Raw genomic sequence first — 17,931 nt, forward strand, 5'->3', positions numbered from 1 at the left:
ATAAAATAAAAAAAGATTAAAGAAATGTTAAAATTTAAAAATATTTTATTATGTTTGTTTTATGCCATTGTAAGTTAAGACGTCTACTTATGGTAAGAAACAATTATTAACTCAAATCAAATTTTACATGAAAACAATGAAGTCTTTTTTTATCCCGGCGATAGTCGGGATAGGATTACTGTTAACCGCTTGTGAGAATGACCCGAAAGAGGAGAACCTGGAAGCCCAGCAGGAAGTAAGTGATGAAGTCCTTGATAAGCTTGCATCTCTCGAACTGAACACCAATGATGTTTCGCTGACAGACATTATTCTACCCGACGGGAGTGTTGAAACCAACTATCTTATAGAAGGAGATATTCTCATGTCCAAGGAACATCTGTCCGAAATGGAACTACACGGAGGTGTAGTGAGTGAGCAATATCACACCTGGAACCTCGTAAGTTCTCCTAAAACTATTAATGTAATAGGATATACCGGGAGTAGCCAGGGACTTTCTTCTGCAATGCAGACTGCCCTGCAGCAGGCTGTTAGCAGCTATAACAGTCTGAACCTGGGCCTTACTTTTACCCTGACTTTCGGAACTAATTATAATCCGTATGACATTGTAGTATACAGCCCCAGCGGAGGAGCAGGTGGTCAGGCAGGTTTCCCCTCCGGAGGTAATCCGTACAAATGGGTACAGATATTTTCGGGTCTGAACAGCTATCCTACACAGGTAATAAAGCATGTGATCATGCACGAGATCGGACATTGTGTGGGAATGCGTCACACAGACTGGTTCAGCCGTCAAAGTTGCGGACAGAATTCCAACGAAGGAGAAGCAGGGGTAGGAGCCGTACATATTCCGGGAACTCCTACAGGCTATGATTCGAGTTCCGTTATGCTATCCTGTTTTAACTCGGGAGTTAGTGGTAACTGGGGACAGTATGATATTGTAGCATTAAATTACCTGTATTAGACGGACTATCCGGACTAATAAAACCTGAATGAAATTATTAAGCGCAATCCCGGGATTGCGCTTTTTTTATGGTTTTTGGTTCCAAGTTGTTCAAAATATGTAACCTGCAACCTGGAACTTTCTCATTTGCCTGTTTCTTTTCCCTGGAAACTTCGTCTTTACTGCTTTCTTTTGTATTTTTACATCGTAAATGTCGAGCATGAAGGACAAACAGAAAATCCTGGATAAGTGTAATGCCATGAGGAAGGATACGCTTATGGAAACTCTCAGGATAGAATATACGGATGTAGGAGATGATTATCTGGTTGCAAAAATGCCGGTAAACAGCAAAGTTCACCAACCCGATGGTGTATTGCATGGTGGGGCCATGGTTGCCCTGGCTGAAAGTGTTGGAAGTGCCGCAGCCTATATTTTCCTGAATACCGACGATTTTTTTATTCGAGGGGTGGAAATCGCGGCTAATCATGTGAGAAGTCTCAAAGAGGGTGAAGTTTATGCGAAAGCCACAATACTCCACAAAGGAAGAACAACGCAATTGTGGCAGATATTGCTGACGGATACGGAAGGCCGTCTTGTCTCCGTATGTAAACTCACTACAATATCACTACCTAAAAAGAAAGACTGACCATATCGGGATATCGGGTAGCGGATCAGTCTCCGGGTATTTATCAGAATCCAATTGATTGAAATGATATCAGCAGAAGATTTTTTCACACAAATAAAACAGCAATACACACGGGGATTACCCTTTGTGGCATATCGCAAACCCTTATCTGAAAGTACGGTGACCTCGGAAGGGGCCGGGATAATAAAAGCATTATTGCAGAAGGATGCAGAATTACATATCGTAAAAGATTTTTCGGAAAGAGGATTTGTTTTTTCTCCTTTTGATGCAAAGGAACAAACTATTCTTATACCGTATTCGGAAACTGAAAAATTGTTTTCCCGATTAGCCCGGAAAACAGGGAGCGAAAAGGAAACTAATAAAGAAGAGGGACCGTTAAGCAAAGACAGTACTGCAGGCAGGGAGAAACACGTGGGATTGGTTCGAAAAGGTGTGGAAGCCATCCTGAACGGAAAACTGGAGAAAGTAGTCCTTTCCAGGGAAGAGGGTGTCCGCATTACGGAAAATAACCCTATAGCTATTTTCCAAAGACTGCTTGAATCTTACGAAGATGCCTTTTGTTATATCTGGTATCACCCGAAAACAGGTCTGTGGCTGGGGGCTACCCCGGAAACCTTATTACATATAAAAGGTTGCGTACTCCACACAATGGCCCTTGCAGGGACACAAAAATTTTCAGGAACTACAAAAGTAAACTGGAGAGAAAAGGAAAAACGGGAACAACAGGTGGTTACAGATGCTATAGTAGACAGTTTGCGCTTCAAGGTTAAGAGCCTTAAAATATCTGCGGCCGGTACACACCGTGCAGGAAACCTGATCCATATCAAAACGGACATACAGGCGACCCTGATCCCCAAATATAAAACAAAGAATATTGCCCCCTTGTTACATAGTTTGCATCCCACACCGGCGGTTTGCGGATTCCCGAAAGAAGAGGCAAGGAGATTTATTCAGGAGAACGAAGGATATGACCGGAGTTTTTATGCCGGTTTTCTCGGGGAACTGAATGTAGATATTACTCCCGAAACTGTCCCTGATCCCGATAATCGGGATTCCGCTTTATATGTTAACCTGCGTTGTATGCAAATAAGTGATGATGTAGCTTGTCTTTACATAGGAGGTGGTATAACCAGGGATTCCGTTCCCGAGTCTGAATGGGAAGAAACCGTGTATAAATCGCATACGATGAAAAAAGTTCTTAGGTAGCTAAGGCAGTGCGGTAAACGATAGTCACACAATATTCTCTCAAACTAAAGTATTCCTCCTAATCCTTTGTACTTACCGGGCTGTAGTCTACTTTTGTTGTTACAAAAAGGTTTCCGTATACCCTGAATTCAGATAGATACCGGGTTGTTATTATCAAGAACAAGAATACATTACATGATATATCCTAAAATACCGCTTGCACAGACGGTACTTCAATTGTGCAAGGCGAAAAACATTACTGAGATCGTATTATCACCGGGGTCGAGGAATGCTCCGCTGACCATTGGTTTTACCCACGACAGTTTTTTTAATTCTTATAGTGTGGTCGATGAGCGTTGTGCGGCTTTTTTTGCATTGGGAATAGCCCAGCAAACCAGAAAACCTGCTGTTTTGGTATGTACTTCCGGATCGGCGTTACTCAACTATTATCCGGCTGTTTGCGAAGCTTTTTACAGTGATATCCCCTTGGTAGTGATCTCCGCGGACCGGCCTGCCCATAAGATAGATATAGGAGACGGACAAACGATACGGCAACAGAACGTTTTTGCCAATCACATTCTTTTCTCGGCCAATCTGACCGAAGGTGAAAAGGTATTTAATGAAGAACAAATACAACAGGCCCTACATACCGCTATAACCAACAAAGGCCCGGTACACATTAACGTACCTTTTGAAGAGCCTTTATACGAAGTAATTAACATTTCCGAAGCCGAGGTTAGGGAATGGTCCCCGGATACAAAAATGGAAAGCAGCGATAAAAGTACCAGAGATGCTTTCCTGGAGCAGTGGAACAGCACGACGCGTAAAATGGTATTGGTGGGGGTTAATTTTCCCGGGGATATCCCTGTGGAATACCTGGATCTGCTGGCCCGGGACCCTTCGGTAATTGTTTTTACCGAGACCACATCAAATCTTCACCATCCCGGATTTTTCCCCGGGATTGATAAGATTATAGCTCCTGTTGAAAAGGTAGAGGAAGAACTTATGAAACTACAGCCCGGTTTGTTGCTTACCTTCGGTGGATTGGTGGTTTCCAAAAAAATAAAAGCATTTTTGAGAAAATATCCTCCGAAATGGCACTATCATATAGACAGCAAGAAGGCATACGACACCTTTTTTTGCCTCACACATCATTTTAAGGCCGATCCGGCGGATTTTTTCTCTGATACAGTTCCGGCATTCCGGTATGTGGAAAGTGATTACCAGAAATACTGGCAGGAGGCAAAACAAAGGAGAGGAACAAGACATGAAGCCTACATTAAAAAAATTCCTTTTTCCGATCTCAAGGTGTATGCCGAAATATTCAGGGCTATTCCGGAGAAACAACTTGTACATTTAAGTAATAGCGCTACAATACGGTACTCGCAGTTATTCGATATGAAAGAGGGATGGCAGGTTTTCTGCAACCGGGGAACAAGTGGTATTGATGGCAGTACATCCACCGCTATGGGAGCTTCAGTACATGCCAAATTGCCTGCGACCTTAGTTACGGGCGATCTTAGTTTCTTTTATGACAGCAATGCGCTTTGGAATAACTACAAGCGAAAGGATTTCCGGATCATAGTGATCAACAATGGAGGAGGAGGGATTTTTCGCATATTGCCCGGACATAAGAATACGGATAATTTTGACACCTATTTTGAGACCGTTCACGGACTTACAGCCGAACATTTGTGTAAAATGTATGGGATAGGATATATAAAAGCCGGTGGTACGGAATTACTTGAAGAAAGCCTGGACAGATTGTATGAAGCTTCGGAAGAACCAAAACTGCTGGAAATATTTACTCCCCGAAAAGTTAATGATGGTATTTTAATCGATTATTTCAAGCATTTGTCCGATGATTTTTCCGAATAAATGGCAATAAAACGATAAAAATCGAAGAATAATTGTTAAATTAGAACCACCTTATTAACTATAAAAATATTACTGATGAGCAAAAGAGATGAACTTATTGCCAAGTATGCCGCAGATCTGAAAGATAAATGTGGTGTAAAAGCCGACATGGACCTGCTGACGAAGGTAACCATCGGACTAGGACCTTCCATTTATAACGCGGATGCAGAAACAGTTTCGGGTACGGACCCGAGTGAGCTGACTACTGTAAAGAAAAACTTTCTTATTAAAAAGTTAGGTTTAAAAGACAGTGCGGACCTTGACAAGGCGATCGATTCAGTAATCGAGAAGTATGGAAGATCTAACCGGAACAAATACAGAGCGGTAGTTTATTATCTTTTAGTTAAGCATTTCAAGAAGGAATCGGTTTACAAATAGATCCTTTTTTCCAATAAATAAAATGTCCTGAAAATAATTCCTATGAGGAATGTGTTTTCAGGACATATTTTTTTAACCGCCGTGAATCGTTCCGTTAACTTTGCATAGAAGCAGAAGATTGTGATAGCCTCTTCATGTCTTTACTGCTTGGAGATTCATAGATTTCCAGGTCAAAATAAGGAACGGCCGCCAGGACATGGTCAAATATATCGGCCATGATATGCTCGTAGTTTACCCACCGCTTGTCACTTGAAAAGATATACACCTCCAAAGGAATACCCTGGGGTGTAGGAGGGAGGTGGCGTACCATCATAGTCATGTCTTTATTAATCGCAGGGTGGTTTTTTACGTAAGTGTCTATATATTTTCTGAAGACTCCCATATTTGTCTGGTTCCGTCCGTTCAGCAAAATACTCTTATCTACATTATTATCCGTATTATATTTTGCTATATCCGTTTGACGATGGTCCAGATAGGAAGTCAGGAGCTGTATTTTCTTGAGATCCTCAATTTCCTGTTCTGTCAGGTACCGGATACTGCTCACGGCAATATACAAGGCTCTTTTAATCCGGCGCCCGCCACTATCCTGCATTCCCCTCCAGTTCCGGAATGAATCGGAAATAAGAGCGTAAGTAGGGATGGTGGTAATGGTATTGTCGAAGTTACGGACCTTTACCGTGGCCAGGTTTATTTCCATAACGTCTCCGTCGGCACCATATTTTTCTACGGTAATCCAATCGCCAATCCTAAGCATATCATTGGCAGCTACCTGAATACTCGCTACAAAACCGAGAATGGAATCCTTGAATATGAGTAAGATCACAGCGGATGCCGCTCCCAAGGCCGTTAAGAATGCTATAGGGTCTTTTTCCGTAAGTACGGTAAAGAGATATATTGAGGCAATGATCCATGCAAATATCAGGAACACCTGTACGAAACTGTCCAGCGGTTTATCTTTATAAGCTTCTTTGGTACGGAGGAAATTTTTGAGAGAACGAAGGAAACTGCGAAAGATCCACACGGCGAGTATGGTCATATAAATATCCACGATCTTCATACTGAAGTTGCTCCATCCCGGAAAATCGGAGAAAACCGTGGGGATCATCCGTATAATAAAGATCAGGGGAATGATATGGGCTATATACTTGGGAAAGTTACTTTGTACTAGAAAATCGTCAAAAGTGGTTTGGGTCTTGGTAGAAAAGATGGCAAATGTTTTGATCACCACTTTTTTGAAAATAAAGTCCAGCAAAACAACAACAACGAGAAGTACTATGAGATTTAGTACGAGATTAAGCTGAACGGACAATTCTTCCGGGACACCTTTATGTATCAAAAGGTTATAAAATTTTCGGCTCCATTCGTAAACAGGTCCTTGTTGTTGCATAAATTATGTGTTTTCGGGTTCAGATCTGCTGCAAAGATATAGCTATTAAGCGAATGATAAAACCTATGCGGTTATACTTAAATTCCCGGCCTTTGGAAAAGCCGGGAATTTAATTTTAGGTGTAGATCTTTAGAAATCACATTAACTTTCACCGGTTTCTGCCTGCAGTTGCCGGGCTACCTGTTGTACTTCATCCAGCACGCGGAGCAGGTTATCTCCCCATAATTTCCGGATATCTTCTTCCGAGTATCCTCTTTTTACGAGTTCGAGAGTAATATTGAAAGTTTCGGAGGCATCGTCCCAGCCGCTGATTCCCCCACCTCCGTCAAAATCGGAGCTGATGCCAACGTGGTCTATACCGATAAGGTTAACCATATAGTCGATATGATCTGTAAAATCCTCAACATCCACTCTTTCAGGAAGGGAATCGTTTTTGAGTATTTTCTCCCGGCTCATCTCATTCACTTTTTTGTAGACGTTTTCAAAGTAGTCATTTCGTTCTTCGGAGGAAAGTGCCATGTAATCTTCCCGTTCGAGCAAAGCGAGCCCGAGAGAATCGGCTACCTGTTTTCTTATTGCCTGTTCCGCTTCATGGCGTAAATCGTTTTTCGCAGTGTTTACATAGGCCGAGAAGGCAACGGTTTGTACAACACCTCCATTTTCCTTGATCAAAAGCAATTCCTCATCGCTCAGGTTACGGCTGTGATCACATAACCCTCTTGCTGACGAATGGGAGGCGATAACAGGAGCTTTGGACAGGTGAATGGCCTGTTTGTTCGATTCAGCGGAAGGGTGGGAGAGGTCCACCATAATTCCCCATTTATTCATTTCCGTAATGGCTTGTTTTCCGAGATCACTTAAACCGTGATAAAGCCACACACTGTCTTTTTCGCCGGTATTGGAATCACAGAACTGGCTGTGACCATTATGTGAAAGTGACATATACCTTGCCCCAAGGTCATGAAATTTTTTTACGTTGGAAAGATCGGTTCCCATGGGGTATGCATTCTCTACACCTATCATGGCCACTTTTTTCCCGGATGCATGAATTTTTCGAACATCGTCGGAAGAGAGCGCAAGTTCAATACGGTCGGGGGCGATCTCCTCACAAAGCCGGTGAATGGCATTGAATTTGGATACTGCATTGTCATACGCCCTGGCATAGCCTTCGACATTCAGGGAATCCTGTCCGGTATAAACAATGAGCCAGGTAACGTCCAGGCCTCCTTCTTCCATTTTCGGAAGCGTAATCTGTGTATCCAGGTCCATGGTGTAGTTAATACTATCGGTAAAATTCTTCACATTAATGTCGTTATGTGTGTCTATGGTAATAACATTCTTGTGAATAGTACGGGCTTTTTCTATAAGTGCGACGGAATCCAGTGAGGAAGTGTCTCCGGTTTCGGTTTTTTTATCAGTTTTGCAGGCACCGGACAATACGAGAACAGAGAGGGAGAGATAATAATAAATCTTCATATGTGCAGGATTTTTGAGTTAGTGGAAGGAAAAGTACAAATTATTACCGATTCCCGTCATGTGGTCTATGGAATTTTTCATAACTCCAGGGTTTCAATACACTCTGTTACTCATGCGTACCCACTAAATATAATTACCTTGCTTAGTTAGATCACTCCAAATTTGTCAACTAACAATTTAAAAAATCCTTACTTTCATACTTGTTCAAAAAAAGCTGCCCGGAAATAGTTCCGGGCAGCGAATGTTTCTTTTTGTTTATACTTGTTATGATCCCAGAAGGGCAAAGAATTTATCCAGGTTAGGGATTATCACAATACGTGTGCGCCTGTTTTTGGCCCGGTTCTCGCGTGTATCATTATCTACCAGGGGCATAGTGCTCCCTCTTCCGGCTGCGATCATTTGCTTCGGATTAACATTGTACTTGTCCTGTAAAAGTCTTACTATAGCTGTAGAACGTTGTACACTGAGTTCCCAGTTATCTTTAATGTAAGCTCCTTCTTTTACAGTCTGGGAATCGGTGTGTCCTTCAACCATAACCTCCATACTCGGTTCGGAATTAATAACATCTGCCAGTTTCTGCAAAAGGTTATAAGCTTTATTGTTTACCTGGTAACTACCACTGCGGAATAACAATTTGTCAGATACGGAGATCATTACCACGGTCTGGTCCACATTGATATCTATATCTTCGCTATCAGAGCTGTCCGTAATGGAGTTTTTAAGATTATAGGAGATAGCCAGGTTTATGGAATCCTCCAGCGTTTGTGCATTGGCCAGTTCGTTCGGATCTACTTTGGCAAGAGTAGCCATCATTTTGGCTTTGGTATTGTTGGACATTACGGCCAGGTCACCTACCTGCACCAGTTTTTCGTCATTTTCTTCTCTCAAAGAACTTATTTTGGCATTGTATTCGGAAACCCTGCTTTCTATTTTAGCAAACTTATCCTCCAATTCTTCCTTTTCTACCGTGGTCTTCTGTAGAACACTTCTGGTATTGGAAAGATCCTGCTCCAGTGCCACATATTTCTTCTTGGAAACACAAGAAGTAAATACAAGGCTTCCCAGGACAGTTACAATAATCACTTTCTTCATAGTTTTGATATTTGATTTAACAGTTCAATCGCTTCTATAACGCTAGGTAGTGGTGTATCTTGTATGAAAGGCTATTTCAAATTATTATTTTAACACTTCTTTAACATTTGTAAGTCTCTGAGGAAATGCCCGAATGTTAGGCAGGTTTCGGGACGATTTAAATCGACATAATTTTCCGTAAGGTCGGGCTTCAGATAATTTCAGGCAATATCTTTCACTCTGCAGTAAATTAATTGTTGTTTATTTCTTCTATAATTTGCTATCTGATAAATATCATGTTACCCTTTGGTACCTTCCTATATATTTGATCCGTATATCATAGAAAACGACAGTATCAAATATTCTGATATGAAAACAATAGTAGTAGCCACGGACTTTTCGGACGAGGCGGAAAATGCGCTTTTATATGCCGCAAAAATGGCAACTGAATACCAGTATAAGCTTGTGTTGTTTACACTGTACAATATTTCCATACATGCCTTAAATGCAAGACTGTCCGATGAAAGCATAGAAATTCTTATAGCTAAAAAGAACAAAGACCTGGAAGCGGTTAAAGAAAGTATTAGTGCTACTTACGGGATAGATACGGACATACATCTGGCATCCGGAGACTTTTATGTGGAAGTAGAATATTGTATCGGACATTGCCAGGCAGACATGCTTGTTATGGGGATGGCCCGGAAATCCGTAGAGCAGGATCTGATGGGAAACACTACGACAACAGCCATTAATGAACTCAGCGTTCCTATATTGGCCATTCCGATAGGGGCGAGATACAAGGGAATTTATCATATTCTTTTTGCCTGTGACATCATGAAGGGTGTGGATAAGAATATATTTGAAAAAGTACATACTTTTGCCTCCGGCTTCGGGGCAATTGTCGAAGTATTCTACGTAAACAATAAAATAGAAGAACTACAGGAAAAAGCTTCAAACACGGAAATGATGGATAATGAACTGAAGGACATCATCCACTATTATAAAAACGTGGAGTCCAAAAAAATACTTGAGGCCATCAAAGCGGAAATGATGGCTACCAAAACAGATATACTTATCATGGTGCCGTATAAATACGGTTTCTGGAAATCCTTAATTCACAGGAGTAAAACCAGAATGATGGCATCGGGAAGCGATGTTCCGTTACTTTCATTACCTGTGTAAAATTCGGATAGATAGTGATGGACAGAGGTGTTTGAAAAAGAAAAAGACGCTCATTTTGAACGTCTTTTCCGGTATGTGGGGAGAGCAGGATTCGAACCTGCGAAGGTAAAAACCAACAGATTTACAGTCTGTCCTCGTTGGCCGCTTGAGTATCTCCCCGAGCCATCATTTCCAGGGCAGTGCCCTTACAAATGAACGGTGCAAATATAATGCTGTTTTACAATTGTACAAGAGAAAAACTGCATAACTTATCGGTAAACAGTACAACTATTTGAGTATGAAAACTGTTTGTCTCAAAAAAAACGGGAAGAAACCACTAAAGTAATGGCAATAGATACCGATATCCATCGGGAACAGGATTTTAAATGCGAGACGGAGACCAATAAAGATCAAACCGCCTTCTCGTTATCGTGAATACGGGAAGTAATATATTCTAAAATATCCGAAATGTCCTGTTCATAGTCGTACCAGGTTATATCGTCCTGTTTCCGGAGCCAGGTAAGTTGTCGTTTGGCAAAACGCCGGGTATTCTTTTTTATTTCTAAAACGGCAGTTTCCAGGCTGCAATCCCCTTGCAGGTACTCGAATAACTCTTTATATCCAACCGTTTGAAGCGCATTTTTTTGCTTATACGGGAACAGGGATTGCGCTTCCCGGAGCAGACCGTTATCCATCATCATATCTACTCTTCGGTTTATCCGGTTGTAAATTATTTCTCTTTCTGCGGTAAGTCCTATGGTGACAGGCAAAAAATCTCTTTTTTTCGATTTCCCGGACAAAAAGGAAGAATACGGCTTGTTTGTCCCCAGACAGATTTCCAGTGCACGCATTACCCTATGCGGGTTTTCCACGTCTGCCTGTTTATAATAAACCGGGTCCAGGGTTTGCAACTGTTCTGCCAGGCTTTGAATTCCTTCTCTTTTGAAACGTTCGTTAAGTTCCTGCCTTATAGATGGATCTACATCCGGGAAATCATCCAGACCCTTTAATACTGCATTAACATACAGTCCGCTGCCACCGGCCATCACGACAACATCCCTGGTTTTGAAAAGTTCTTCCAACAAGGAAAGCGCCTCTCTTTCGAAATCCCCCACGGAATAGTCTTCAAAAATACTTCTATGTTGTATAAAATAGTGCTGAACGGCAGAGAGTTCGTCTTCTGAGGGCACAGCCGTACCTATATGCATCTCCTTATAGAATTGCCTGGAATCCGAAGACAGTACTACGGTGCCGAAATATTCGGCTATACGGATGGCCATGACGGTTTTGCCAATGGCTGTTGGTCCGACAACAGTAATCAGGTATTTATTTTTTTTGTACTTCAAAAGGACTAAAGATTCTCTTTATATTAAAACAAGTCATTATTGCCCGGCAGTCCCGGGGCTATCTTTAACAGATGGGAGCAGGGTCCCGCATCGATAACAGTACCGGGCGTCAGGAATAAAATTCTGTGTACTGCAATTAGTGCAGGTTTTAGACTGTCGCTCCGGCAGGGCGGCCTCTTCACCTGCCTTCTTTTGCCGGGATTTAGCATATTCGACCGTTACAATCCCCGTAGGGACAGCTATAATACCATATCCAAGTATCATAATAAATACCGCTATAAACTGTCCGAGTTCTGTCTGAGGTGCAATGTCACCGTAACCAACGGTAGTAAGGGTAACAATAGTCCAATAGATGCTCCTGGGAATACTTGTAAAGCCACTGCCTTCTCCTTCTTCGACAATGAACATCAAGGATCCGATAACCACGGATACAATGAGTACGGTATATAAAAAAACGGCAATTTTGGCCCGGCTTGCTTTTAAGGCGCTGAGCAACTGCGAAGCTTCCCCGATAAACCGCATTAACTTGAGGATCCGGAATACCCGGAGCAGCCGCAGGGAGCGGATTGTGGCCAAAACATGTGTGTTTGTAAAGAAGTAAGACAAATACATAGGAAGTATGGCTACCAGATCTATGATGCCATAAAAACTGAATATATAATTCCACGGCTTTTTTATGGTAATAATCCTCAGAATGTATTCAATCGTAAAGATGATGGTTATTATCCATTCCGAAACCAGTAGAATATCGTGATACTTTTTATCAAATTCCGTAACGCTTTCCATCATTACGATGAAAATGCTTAACAAGATGAGGAAAAGGATAACGATATCAAATATTCTTCCGGCGGGGGTGTTCACGCCATATATGATAATATGGGTTTTTTGTTTCCATATTTCGTATTTGGACTTCTCTTCTTTCACAGTTTTCGTTCTAATATGATGGGTTGCTTATTTTGTAAAGATAGGAGTTCTGTATATAATTTTTTCAATCCTTCGTATTCTTCTGCGGCATATACAGACCTGGAGAATTGTAACCTGGCATTTATAATGACGCTATTGCCATTTCTGGATGAGTGAAAAAGTAACTTTCCGGAGCCGTCCTCCAGTCTCAATATCCTGTCTGCCGGAAGTTCTCCGATTTCATAATCTTCACCCAGGTCGATGACAATCAGGTAAACATAGGCAAACGGGTAACCAAAATCCACCGGGTATGTCCTTTCTTCCAGGGTAAACGGATTTTTGTCCATCCTGCCTACTATAAAAGGATTGAGGATGAGCATTTGGGTATCCGGATCTTTTTCCATTCGAAAGGAATACCTTTCAACCAGTTGTTCTTCCAGGTCTTTGCGGTTGTTCATTGTGTATTCTTCCAGTTCGTAGGTGCCTTTTTTGTCGTATTCGTCCTGTAAGGATTCTTTGTATTCTTCCACCGACGTGTCCTGCATTTCTTTTCTTTTGGACAATGCATGATAAAACGAACTGCTTTCTTTGACCTTAATGCTGGCATATTCATCCCCGGTGAGGGAAATCTGTGCAGATATCAGGGTCTGGGTGTGCTGTTCGGGGATGATGTTGTACCAGTAACTTCCGTTATCCATTTCCATTACCCTGCCATAGCCATTAAGTGCGCGGAAAGGAAGTGTTCCGAAAGGAAGGTTTTTGTCCGTAAGGTCGAGCAGAAAACTTTTTTCATCCGCATCCAGTTTAATGACGAGATAATTAAACTCGGATATTACGGGATATAATTTTGTGGGCAGGTTGGTATTTCGTGTGGATAGTAACATAAAGTCAGCCTTAAAACCTGCGGCTTTCAGGAAGTTCAGCAATATAAGATTCAGGTCAGCGGTACTTCCGGATTTTTTTTCAAAAGCATCTTTTACATCTACCCTGTTGAAAATATAGTTTTTTCCATTCCAGAATAGTTGATCCTGAAGGTGATAGTATATTTTTTTAGCTTTTTCCATACCTTGTGGCATATTGGAAATTTCTTCAGGAATCAGTTTGCCGAAGTAATTTTCTTTTCTGGCCTGCCTGCCTATTTCCTCCCTGTGTTTTATCTCCCTGTCGACATCTTTCCAGCTCTTGGTAAATTTTTTATTGATACCGTCAAAACCTTGAAATGTTTCCAGTTCGTAATCGATGGCAGAGAGGTAGTTGTATTTGGAAACCATATAATCTTCTTCCTTGAAAGCGGGAATGTCTTTAATAATATAAGTGCTGTTTACACAATCGGCAGTGCCCACTCCCTGAAAATAAAAGCAGTCTTTTTTCAGCACTGATTCCTTGTGGTCCAGTTCCAGAAAACCGGTGAGCTTTACATTGTACCTGTAGTTCGCCGGGATAGTGGTGGAGTACTGACTGTATATCTTGGGAATATCGGACTGGAACCTCCATGAATTAAAGTTGTACAAAAAGGGAGATTCTGTTTTATACCTATAGTCGATCACCGTGCCTTCTTTTACATTGGGAACCGTAAACTTCACCACATCATAGGCTTCATTCACATGGTCGGTAAAAATGTCTTTTTTCGCCAATCGGTGTACCTTGCGATCGGAATTAACTGAAAGGGCCTCTGCTTCAATAAACCGTTCCCGTTTTTTACTTTCGAGTGATTTGTGTAATGGGATTTCCAGGGTAGCTTCGTTAAAACCATCTTTTTTTAAGATTTTAATACGGCGAACGATTTCGGTGGACAGGACTACATTACCAAAGCTGTTTTTTTCTATTTTGGAAGTACCTTTTTCGTAAAGGACCAGTGCGTTTGCAGTTGTATCTTTTTCATAGCTGAGCATGTCCAGATGTTCGGGATTGATATTGCCGAATTCAAAATCTATTTCCGAAACCTGTGCCCGCAATGTACAAAAACAGAATATAAATAAAAGAACGGTGAGTAATTTGGGAACGTTTGCCATGGCCCCGTTGTTGTTATTTTGGTGAGTATTCAATGATCTTGTACCCGTTGTTTTTTCTTAGGTACGTTTGGATGATATGCCTGGTATCGGCATTGTTATTCATGGGGGTAAGGACTTTTTGTAATATGTGAATATTATTAATCTGATAGTTTAGATCGTAAAATGCAATTCCTTTAAATTCAGAATTCTCTACCATAACCACACTTCGTTCGCCGGTTGCTCTTCCCTTATCTATAATAAGCATATTCGCATGCGGATAGCTGTATTTTTTAAGAGCTTCTTTTACCCTTTCATTGTATATTTCGGGTGGCTCCGTTTTTATACATGCGCCGTTACATTTTTGTATGGTATAATTGAAACAATTTTTTTTGGCATCGGAAAGTCCGTTGAGTTTATTGCAAAGGGTGAACTCATCCGTAAGCCGGTATAAGGTGTTTTTGGCCTCGTGTATGGTAACAAAAGTGGTAATGGGATATTTTTCCGAAGAGAAACGTTTGCTCAGTTTGTTGATAAACAGTTCCAGGTAACCGTCTTCATTTTCCCTGTAAAACAATCCGAAAGTAAATAATCGTTGTTTTCCGGCCCTGTTGTATTTGGGTTGATTCTTTTTTATCTCTTCGTTTTCTTTGAGAAGGGCTATTAACTCATTCCCGGTTTCTTCATAGGTTACGGCAACCACTTCCCTCTGGATAAGCCTGGCTTTTTTGGCTGTTCGGGTGAAATGCTGATTAACCCGCTTCCTGATATTTTTACTTTTGCCTATATAAATAATATTCCCGTTCTCCCTGTGGATATAATACACTCCCACCTTTTCGGGCAGCTGCTCTACGATATTGAGTAATTTAGGGGAGAGGGTACCCGTATTTTCGGATTTTATACTTTCCCTGACGATCTCTTTGGATTGATCTTTGGCCAGTAACAATTTGAACAGCTTAACGGTGGCCTGCGCATCTCCATTGGCCCGGTGACGGTCACTTACCGGAATTCCAAGGGAACGCACCAGTTTTCCAAGGCTGTAAGAACCCGCATCGGGAATGAGCTTTTGGGAAAGCTCTACCGTACATATGGTCTTTCTCTTATAATCAAAACCGAGCCGTTGAAATTCCGTACGCAGTATGCGATAATCGAATTGTGCATTATGGGCCACAAGTACACAGCCTTCCGTAATTTCCACAATGCGTTTGGCCACCTCATAAAACTTAGGAGCCGATCGCAGCATGGCATTATTAATGCCGGTAAGGTTTATTACAAAAGGCTGTATTTCCCGTTCCGGGTTGATCAGGCTGATAAAACGATCTGTTATTTTATGCCCGTCATAGCGGTATATGGCAATTTCAGTTATGCCTTCCTCATTATACTGTCCTCCTGTTGTTTCTATGTCTAATATAGCGTACATCTATATCTTTTCCCGACGGGATTCTCCTTTTTCGCAGATTTCCCGCGTAAAATCCCGATTATTTATTTAATTATTCAAACTATCCATGATAGTTCCGTACTCCAAATATACTACTTCCTATTCTAACCATCGTACTGCCACATGCGATGGCAGTCATGTAATCCCCGCTCATTCCCATAGACAATACTTGAATTTCCGGGTGTTCTCCCGAAACTTTATCAAACAGGGCATGGAGTGTCTGAAATTCTTTTTTAACCTGTGCCTCGTCTTCGGTAAATGTGGCCATTCCCATGAAACCGATAATTTTTACGTGCTCCATAGCCTGTAATTCTTCGGATCGTAATAAACCGATAGCTTCTTCTTCATCCATCCCGAATTTAGTGTCTTCCTCTGCAATATGTATTTGCAGCAGGCAGGCTATGACCCGTTTATGTTTGGCCGCCTGTTTGTCAATCTCCTTTAAAAGTTTCAGGCTGTCCACCCCGTGTATAAGGGATACGAATTCGGCCATGTATTTTACCTTATTGCGCTGTACATGACCTATCATATGCCATTCAATATCCTTAGGCATTTGCTCCCATTTATCGGTCATTTCCTGTATTTTATTCTCTCCGAAGACTCTTTGTCCGGCCCCATAAGCTTCCATAAGGTCGTTTACGGGCTTTGTTTTGGAAACCGCTACCAGGGTAACGTGCTCCGGAAGTTCTTTTTTCAGGTTCCTGAGGTTCTCGGCTATACTCATTTTTTAAAATTCAGGTTTTTTACTCCGCTAAAACTCATAGATAGTTATTCCGCTTCGCAGTTTAGGCTCTATAAAAGTGCTTTTCGGCGGCATTTGCAGGCCTTCGTCTGCTATTTTCTTTATTTCTTCCATAGTTACGGGCAACATGCCGAATCCTACGGTGTATTTTCCTTTGTCGATCAGCGATTTCATTTCCACTACATTGTCTTTACCGCAGCCATAGGCTATACGGTTGTCATTTCGCAGGTCTTTGATACCCAGTATAGGCTCCAGTATGGTGAGGAAAAGCAACTGGGTATCCAGGGTACTGAGGGAATCGGTGAAATTATAAATGCTCTTCCGCAGGTAGAGCGAGTAGAACTCTCCGTCCAGATACATGGTAAAGTGGTGTTTTTTGGAAGGCCGGTATAGTTCCGTTCCCCGGTTTTCTATGCGGTACCACTCATCCAGCCGTATCAGGAAATCCTCTTTGCTGAGTCCGTTGAGACCTTTTACCATACGGTTAAATTCATATATTTTCAGGTTGGATTCAGGTATGAGATAGCTCATAAAAAAATTATATGCTTCTGTGCCCGAATGACCGGGATTTTCCTTTTTCAGGTTTTCGGCAAGCAAACAGGAAGATGCCGATCGGTGATGTCCGTCCGCAATATAGATATCTCCTATATTCTCAAATTCGTTTTGTATGACCTTTATTTTTTCCGGGTCCGATAGTTTCCACAAATAATGGGTGACCCTATCGGTTGTTGTGAATTCATATTCGGGAACAGTGGAAGTCACTTCATTTATTATGTGGTCAATAAGATTATTATCCGGGTAGGTGAGGAGTACGGGCTCGGTATTAAAGCCTACGGTTTTGAGATATTCCATAAACAACTCTTCCCGTGCCTGAATGGTGGCTTCGTGCTTTTTGACCCTGTTGTTTTTGTAATCCTCCACACTTGCTCCCCCGAGGATTCCACAGAATGTATGCTTTCTTGTTTTTTGTTTGTAAACATAAAAAGAGGGAGACTCATCCTGTATAAAGATATGGTCCTCCCGGAATTCCAGGTACCGGTTACGCACCAGTTTGAACCTGTTTTCACCGGATACTTCCCGATGGTATTTATACCCCGGGTTTATGATATGCATGAAGCAATAAGGGTTGTATTTGAGCCGGGCTTCCCGTTCCTTTTTGGAATAGCTTTCGTAAGACCTGGAAGCTACCAGGCCAACTTTGTCCTTCGTGGGACGAACGGCACGGAATGGTTGAACTACTGCCATGAATAAACTAAGGTTTCCGGGTTATACTTTTAATTTCTATATAACACTTTGTGGACCTCTGCGTAACAAATGGGGCGAAGCTATTACACAAAGAGCCGCAGAGAATACACT

At 41.7% G+C, this 17,931-nt stretch carries 15 protein-coding genes and 1 tRNA gene; 6 read left to right on the forward strand and 10 right to left on the reverse strand.

Features of this window, described 5'->3' with window-relative positions:
• Positions 1-127 precede the first annotated feature (127 nt).
• The 5 genes from ACVBDY_RS09875 (at position 128) to ACVBDY_RS09895 (ending at position 5,063) form a co-directional block, all read left to right on the forward strand.
• Positions 128-958, forward strand: a complete 831-nt coding sequence (locus ACVBDY_RS09875) for a M57 family metalloprotease (protein WP_447175309.1) — start codon at positions 128-130, stop codon at positions 956-958.
• Between the two features lie 199 nt (positions 959-1,157).
• On the forward strand, positions 1,158-1,583 hold the full coding sequence (locus ACVBDY_RS09880) for a PaaI family thioesterase (RefSeq protein WP_447175310.1): 426 nt from the start codon (positions 1,158-1,160) through the stop codon (positions 1,581-1,583).
• 63 nt (positions 1,584-1,646) lie between these two features.
• Positions 1,647-2,789 (forward strand): isochorismate synthase, encoded by a 1,143-nt coding sequence (locus ACVBDY_RS09885; RefSeq protein ID WP_447175311.1) that lies wholly within the window; start codon positions 1,647-1,649, stop codon positions 2,787-2,789.
• A 174-nt stretch (positions 2,790-2,963) separates the two neighbouring features.
• Positions 2,964-4,646 carry a 2-succinyl-5-enolpyruvyl-6-hydroxy-3-cyclohexene-1-carboxylic-acid synthase gene (gene menD / locus ACVBDY_RS09890; RefSeq protein ID WP_447175312.1) on the forward strand — a complete coding sequence of 561 codons (1,683 nt, stop codon included), beginning with the start codon at positions 2,964-2,966 and terminating at the stop codon, positions 4,644-4,646.
• A 75-nt stretch (positions 4,647-4,721) separates the two neighbouring features.
• Entirely contained in the window at positions 4,722-5,063 is a 342-nt protein-coding gene (locus tag ACVBDY_RS09895) for a DUF2853 family protein (RefSeq protein WP_447175313.1), read from the forward strand.
• 94 nt (positions 5,064-5,157) lie between these two features.
• Here the strand turns inward: ACVBDY_RS09895 and ACVBDY_RS09900 are convergent, their stop codons facing one another.
• From ACVBDY_RS09900 to ACVBDY_RS09910, 3 genes are all read right to left on the reverse strand, one after another.
• On the reverse strand, positions 5,158-6,450 hold the full coding sequence (locus tag ACVBDY_RS09900; RefSeq protein WP_447175314.1) for a mechanosensitive ion channel family protein: 1,293 nt from the start codon (positions 6,448-6,450) through the stop codon (positions 5,158-5,160).
• Between the two features lie 141 nt (positions 6,451-6,591).
• Positions 6,592-7,926 (reverse strand): dipeptidase, encoded by a 1,335-nt coding sequence (locus tag ACVBDY_RS09905; protein WP_447175315.1) that lies wholly within the window; start codon positions 7,924-7,926, stop codon positions 6,592-6,594.
• 264 nt (positions 7,927-8,190) lie between these two features.
• Positions 8,191-9,018 (reverse strand): OmpA/MotB family protein, encoded by an 828-nt coding sequence (locus ACVBDY_RS09910; protein ID WP_447175316.1) that lies wholly within the window; start codon positions 9,016-9,018, stop codon positions 8,191-8,193.
• 348 nt (positions 9,019-9,366) lie between these two features.
• Between ACVBDY_RS09910 and ACVBDY_RS09915 the strand changes: the two genes are divergently transcribed.
• Positions 9,367-10,179, forward strand: coding sequence for a universal stress protein (locus tag ACVBDY_RS09915; RefSeq protein ID WP_447175317.1), 813 nt, complete (start codon positions 9,367-9,369; stop codon positions 10,177-10,179).
• 76 nt (positions 10,180-10,255) lie between these two features.
• Here ACVBDY_RS09915 and ACVBDY_RS09920 read toward each other — a convergent pair.
• The 7 genes from ACVBDY_RS09920 to ACVBDY_RS09950 all read right to left on the reverse strand — a co-directional run bounded on the left by ACVBDY_RS09920 (position 10,256) and on the right by ACVBDY_RS09950 (position 17,820).
• A tRNA-Tyr gene (locus ACVBDY_RS09920) sits at positions 10,256-10,338 on the reverse strand.
• Between the two features lie 230 nt (positions 10,339-10,568).
• The gene (miaA, locus tag ACVBDY_RS09925) at positions 10,569-11,504 is read right to left on the reverse strand and encodes a tRNA (adenosine(37)-N6)-dimethylallyltransferase MiaA (RefSeq protein WP_447175318.1); all 936 of its coding nucleotides are present in this window, start codon (positions 11,502-11,504) and stop codon (positions 10,569-10,571) included.
• A 36-nt stretch (positions 11,505-11,540) separates the two neighbouring features.
• On the reverse strand, positions 11,541-12,428 hold the full coding sequence (locus ACVBDY_RS09930) for an ion transporter (protein ID WP_447175319.1): 888 nt from the start codon (positions 12,426-12,428) through the stop codon (positions 11,541-11,543).
• Positions 12,425-14,419: a DUF3858 domain-containing protein gene (locus ACVBDY_RS09935; RefSeq protein WP_447175320.1), complete on the reverse strand. Its 1,995-nt coding sequence runs from the start codon at positions 14,417-14,419 to the stop codon at positions 12,425-12,427. Before ACVBDY_RS09935 ends, ACVBDY_RS09930 begins: the two co-directional genes overlap by 4 nt.
• A gap of 13 nt (positions 14,420-14,432) precedes the next feature.
• Positions 14,433-15,815 carry an exonuclease domain-containing protein gene (locus ACVBDY_RS09940; RefSeq protein ID WP_447175321.1) on the reverse strand — a complete coding sequence of 461 codons (1,383 nt, stop codon included), beginning with the start codon at positions 15,813-15,815 and terminating at the stop codon, positions 14,433-14,435.
• A 79-nt stretch (positions 15,816-15,894) separates the two neighbouring features.
• Positions 15,895-16,557, reverse strand: coding sequence for a YggS family pyridoxal phosphate-dependent enzyme (locus ACVBDY_RS09945; RefSeq protein ID WP_447175322.1), 663 nt, complete (start codon positions 16,555-16,557; stop codon positions 15,895-15,897).
• A gap of 27 nt (positions 16,558-16,584) precedes the next feature.
• A complete protein-coding gene (locus tag ACVBDY_RS09950) occupies positions 16,585-17,820 on the reverse strand; it encodes a DUF1015 domain-containing protein (RefSeq protein ID WP_447175323.1) in 1,236 nt (411 codons plus the stop codon).
• Positions 17,821-17,931: the final 111 nt, after the last annotated feature.

The organism is Sinomicrobium halophytocola, assembly GCF_052983395.1.

Bases quoted from the DNA above. Each gene is read 5' to 3' on its own strand.
- ACVBDY_RS09895 (WP_447175313.1), top strand. From the start codon at position 4,722: ATGAGCAAAAGAGATGAACTTATTGCCAAGTATGCCGCAGATCTGAAA.
- menD (WP_447175312.1), top strand. From the start codon at position 2,964: ATGATATATCCTAAAATACCGCTTGCACAGACGGTACTTCAATTGTGC.
- ACVBDY_RS09905 (WP_447175315.1), bottom strand. From the start codon at position 7,926: ATGAAGATTTATTATTATCTCTCCCTCTCTGTTCTCGTATTGTCCGGT.
- ACVBDY_RS09880 (WP_447175310.1), top strand. From the start codon at position 1,158: ATGAAGGACAAACAGAAAATCCTGGATAAGTGTAATGCCATGAGGAAG.
- ACVBDY_RS09940 (WP_447175321.1), bottom strand. From the start codon at position 15,815: ATGTACGCTATATTAGACATAGAAACAACAGGAGGACAGTATAATGAG.
- ACVBDY_RS09885 (WP_447175311.1), top strand. From the start codon at position 1,647: ATGATATCAGCAGAAGATTTTTTCACACAAATAAAACAGCAATACACA.
- ACVBDY_RS09950 (WP_447175323.1), bottom strand. From the start codon at position 17,820: ATGGCAGTAGTTCAACCATTCCGTGCCGTTCGTCCCACGAAGGACAAA.
- ACVBDY_RS09910 (WP_447175316.1), bottom strand. From the start codon at position 9,018: ATGAAGAAAGTGATTATTGTAACTGTCCTGGGAAGCCTTGTATTTACT.
- ACVBDY_RS09900 (WP_447175314.1), bottom strand. From the start codon at position 6,450: ATGCAACAACAAGGACCTGTTTACGAATGGAGCCGAAAATTTTATAAC.
- ACVBDY_RS09935 (WP_447175320.1), bottom strand. From the start codon at position 14,419: ATGGCAAACGTTCCCAAATTACTCACCGTTCTTTTATTTATATTCTGT.
- ACVBDY_RS09875 (WP_447175309.1), top strand. From the start codon at position 128: ATGAAAACAATGAAGTCTTTTTTTATCCCGGCGATAGTCGGGATAGGA.
- ACVBDY_RS09945 (WP_447175322.1), bottom strand. From the start codon at position 16,557: ATGAGTATAGCCGAGAACCTCAGGAACCTGAAAAAAGAACTTCCGGAG.
- ACVBDY_RS09915 (WP_447175317.1), top strand. From the start codon at position 9,367: ATGAAAACAATAGTAGTAGCCACGGACTTTTCGGACGAGGCGGAAAAT.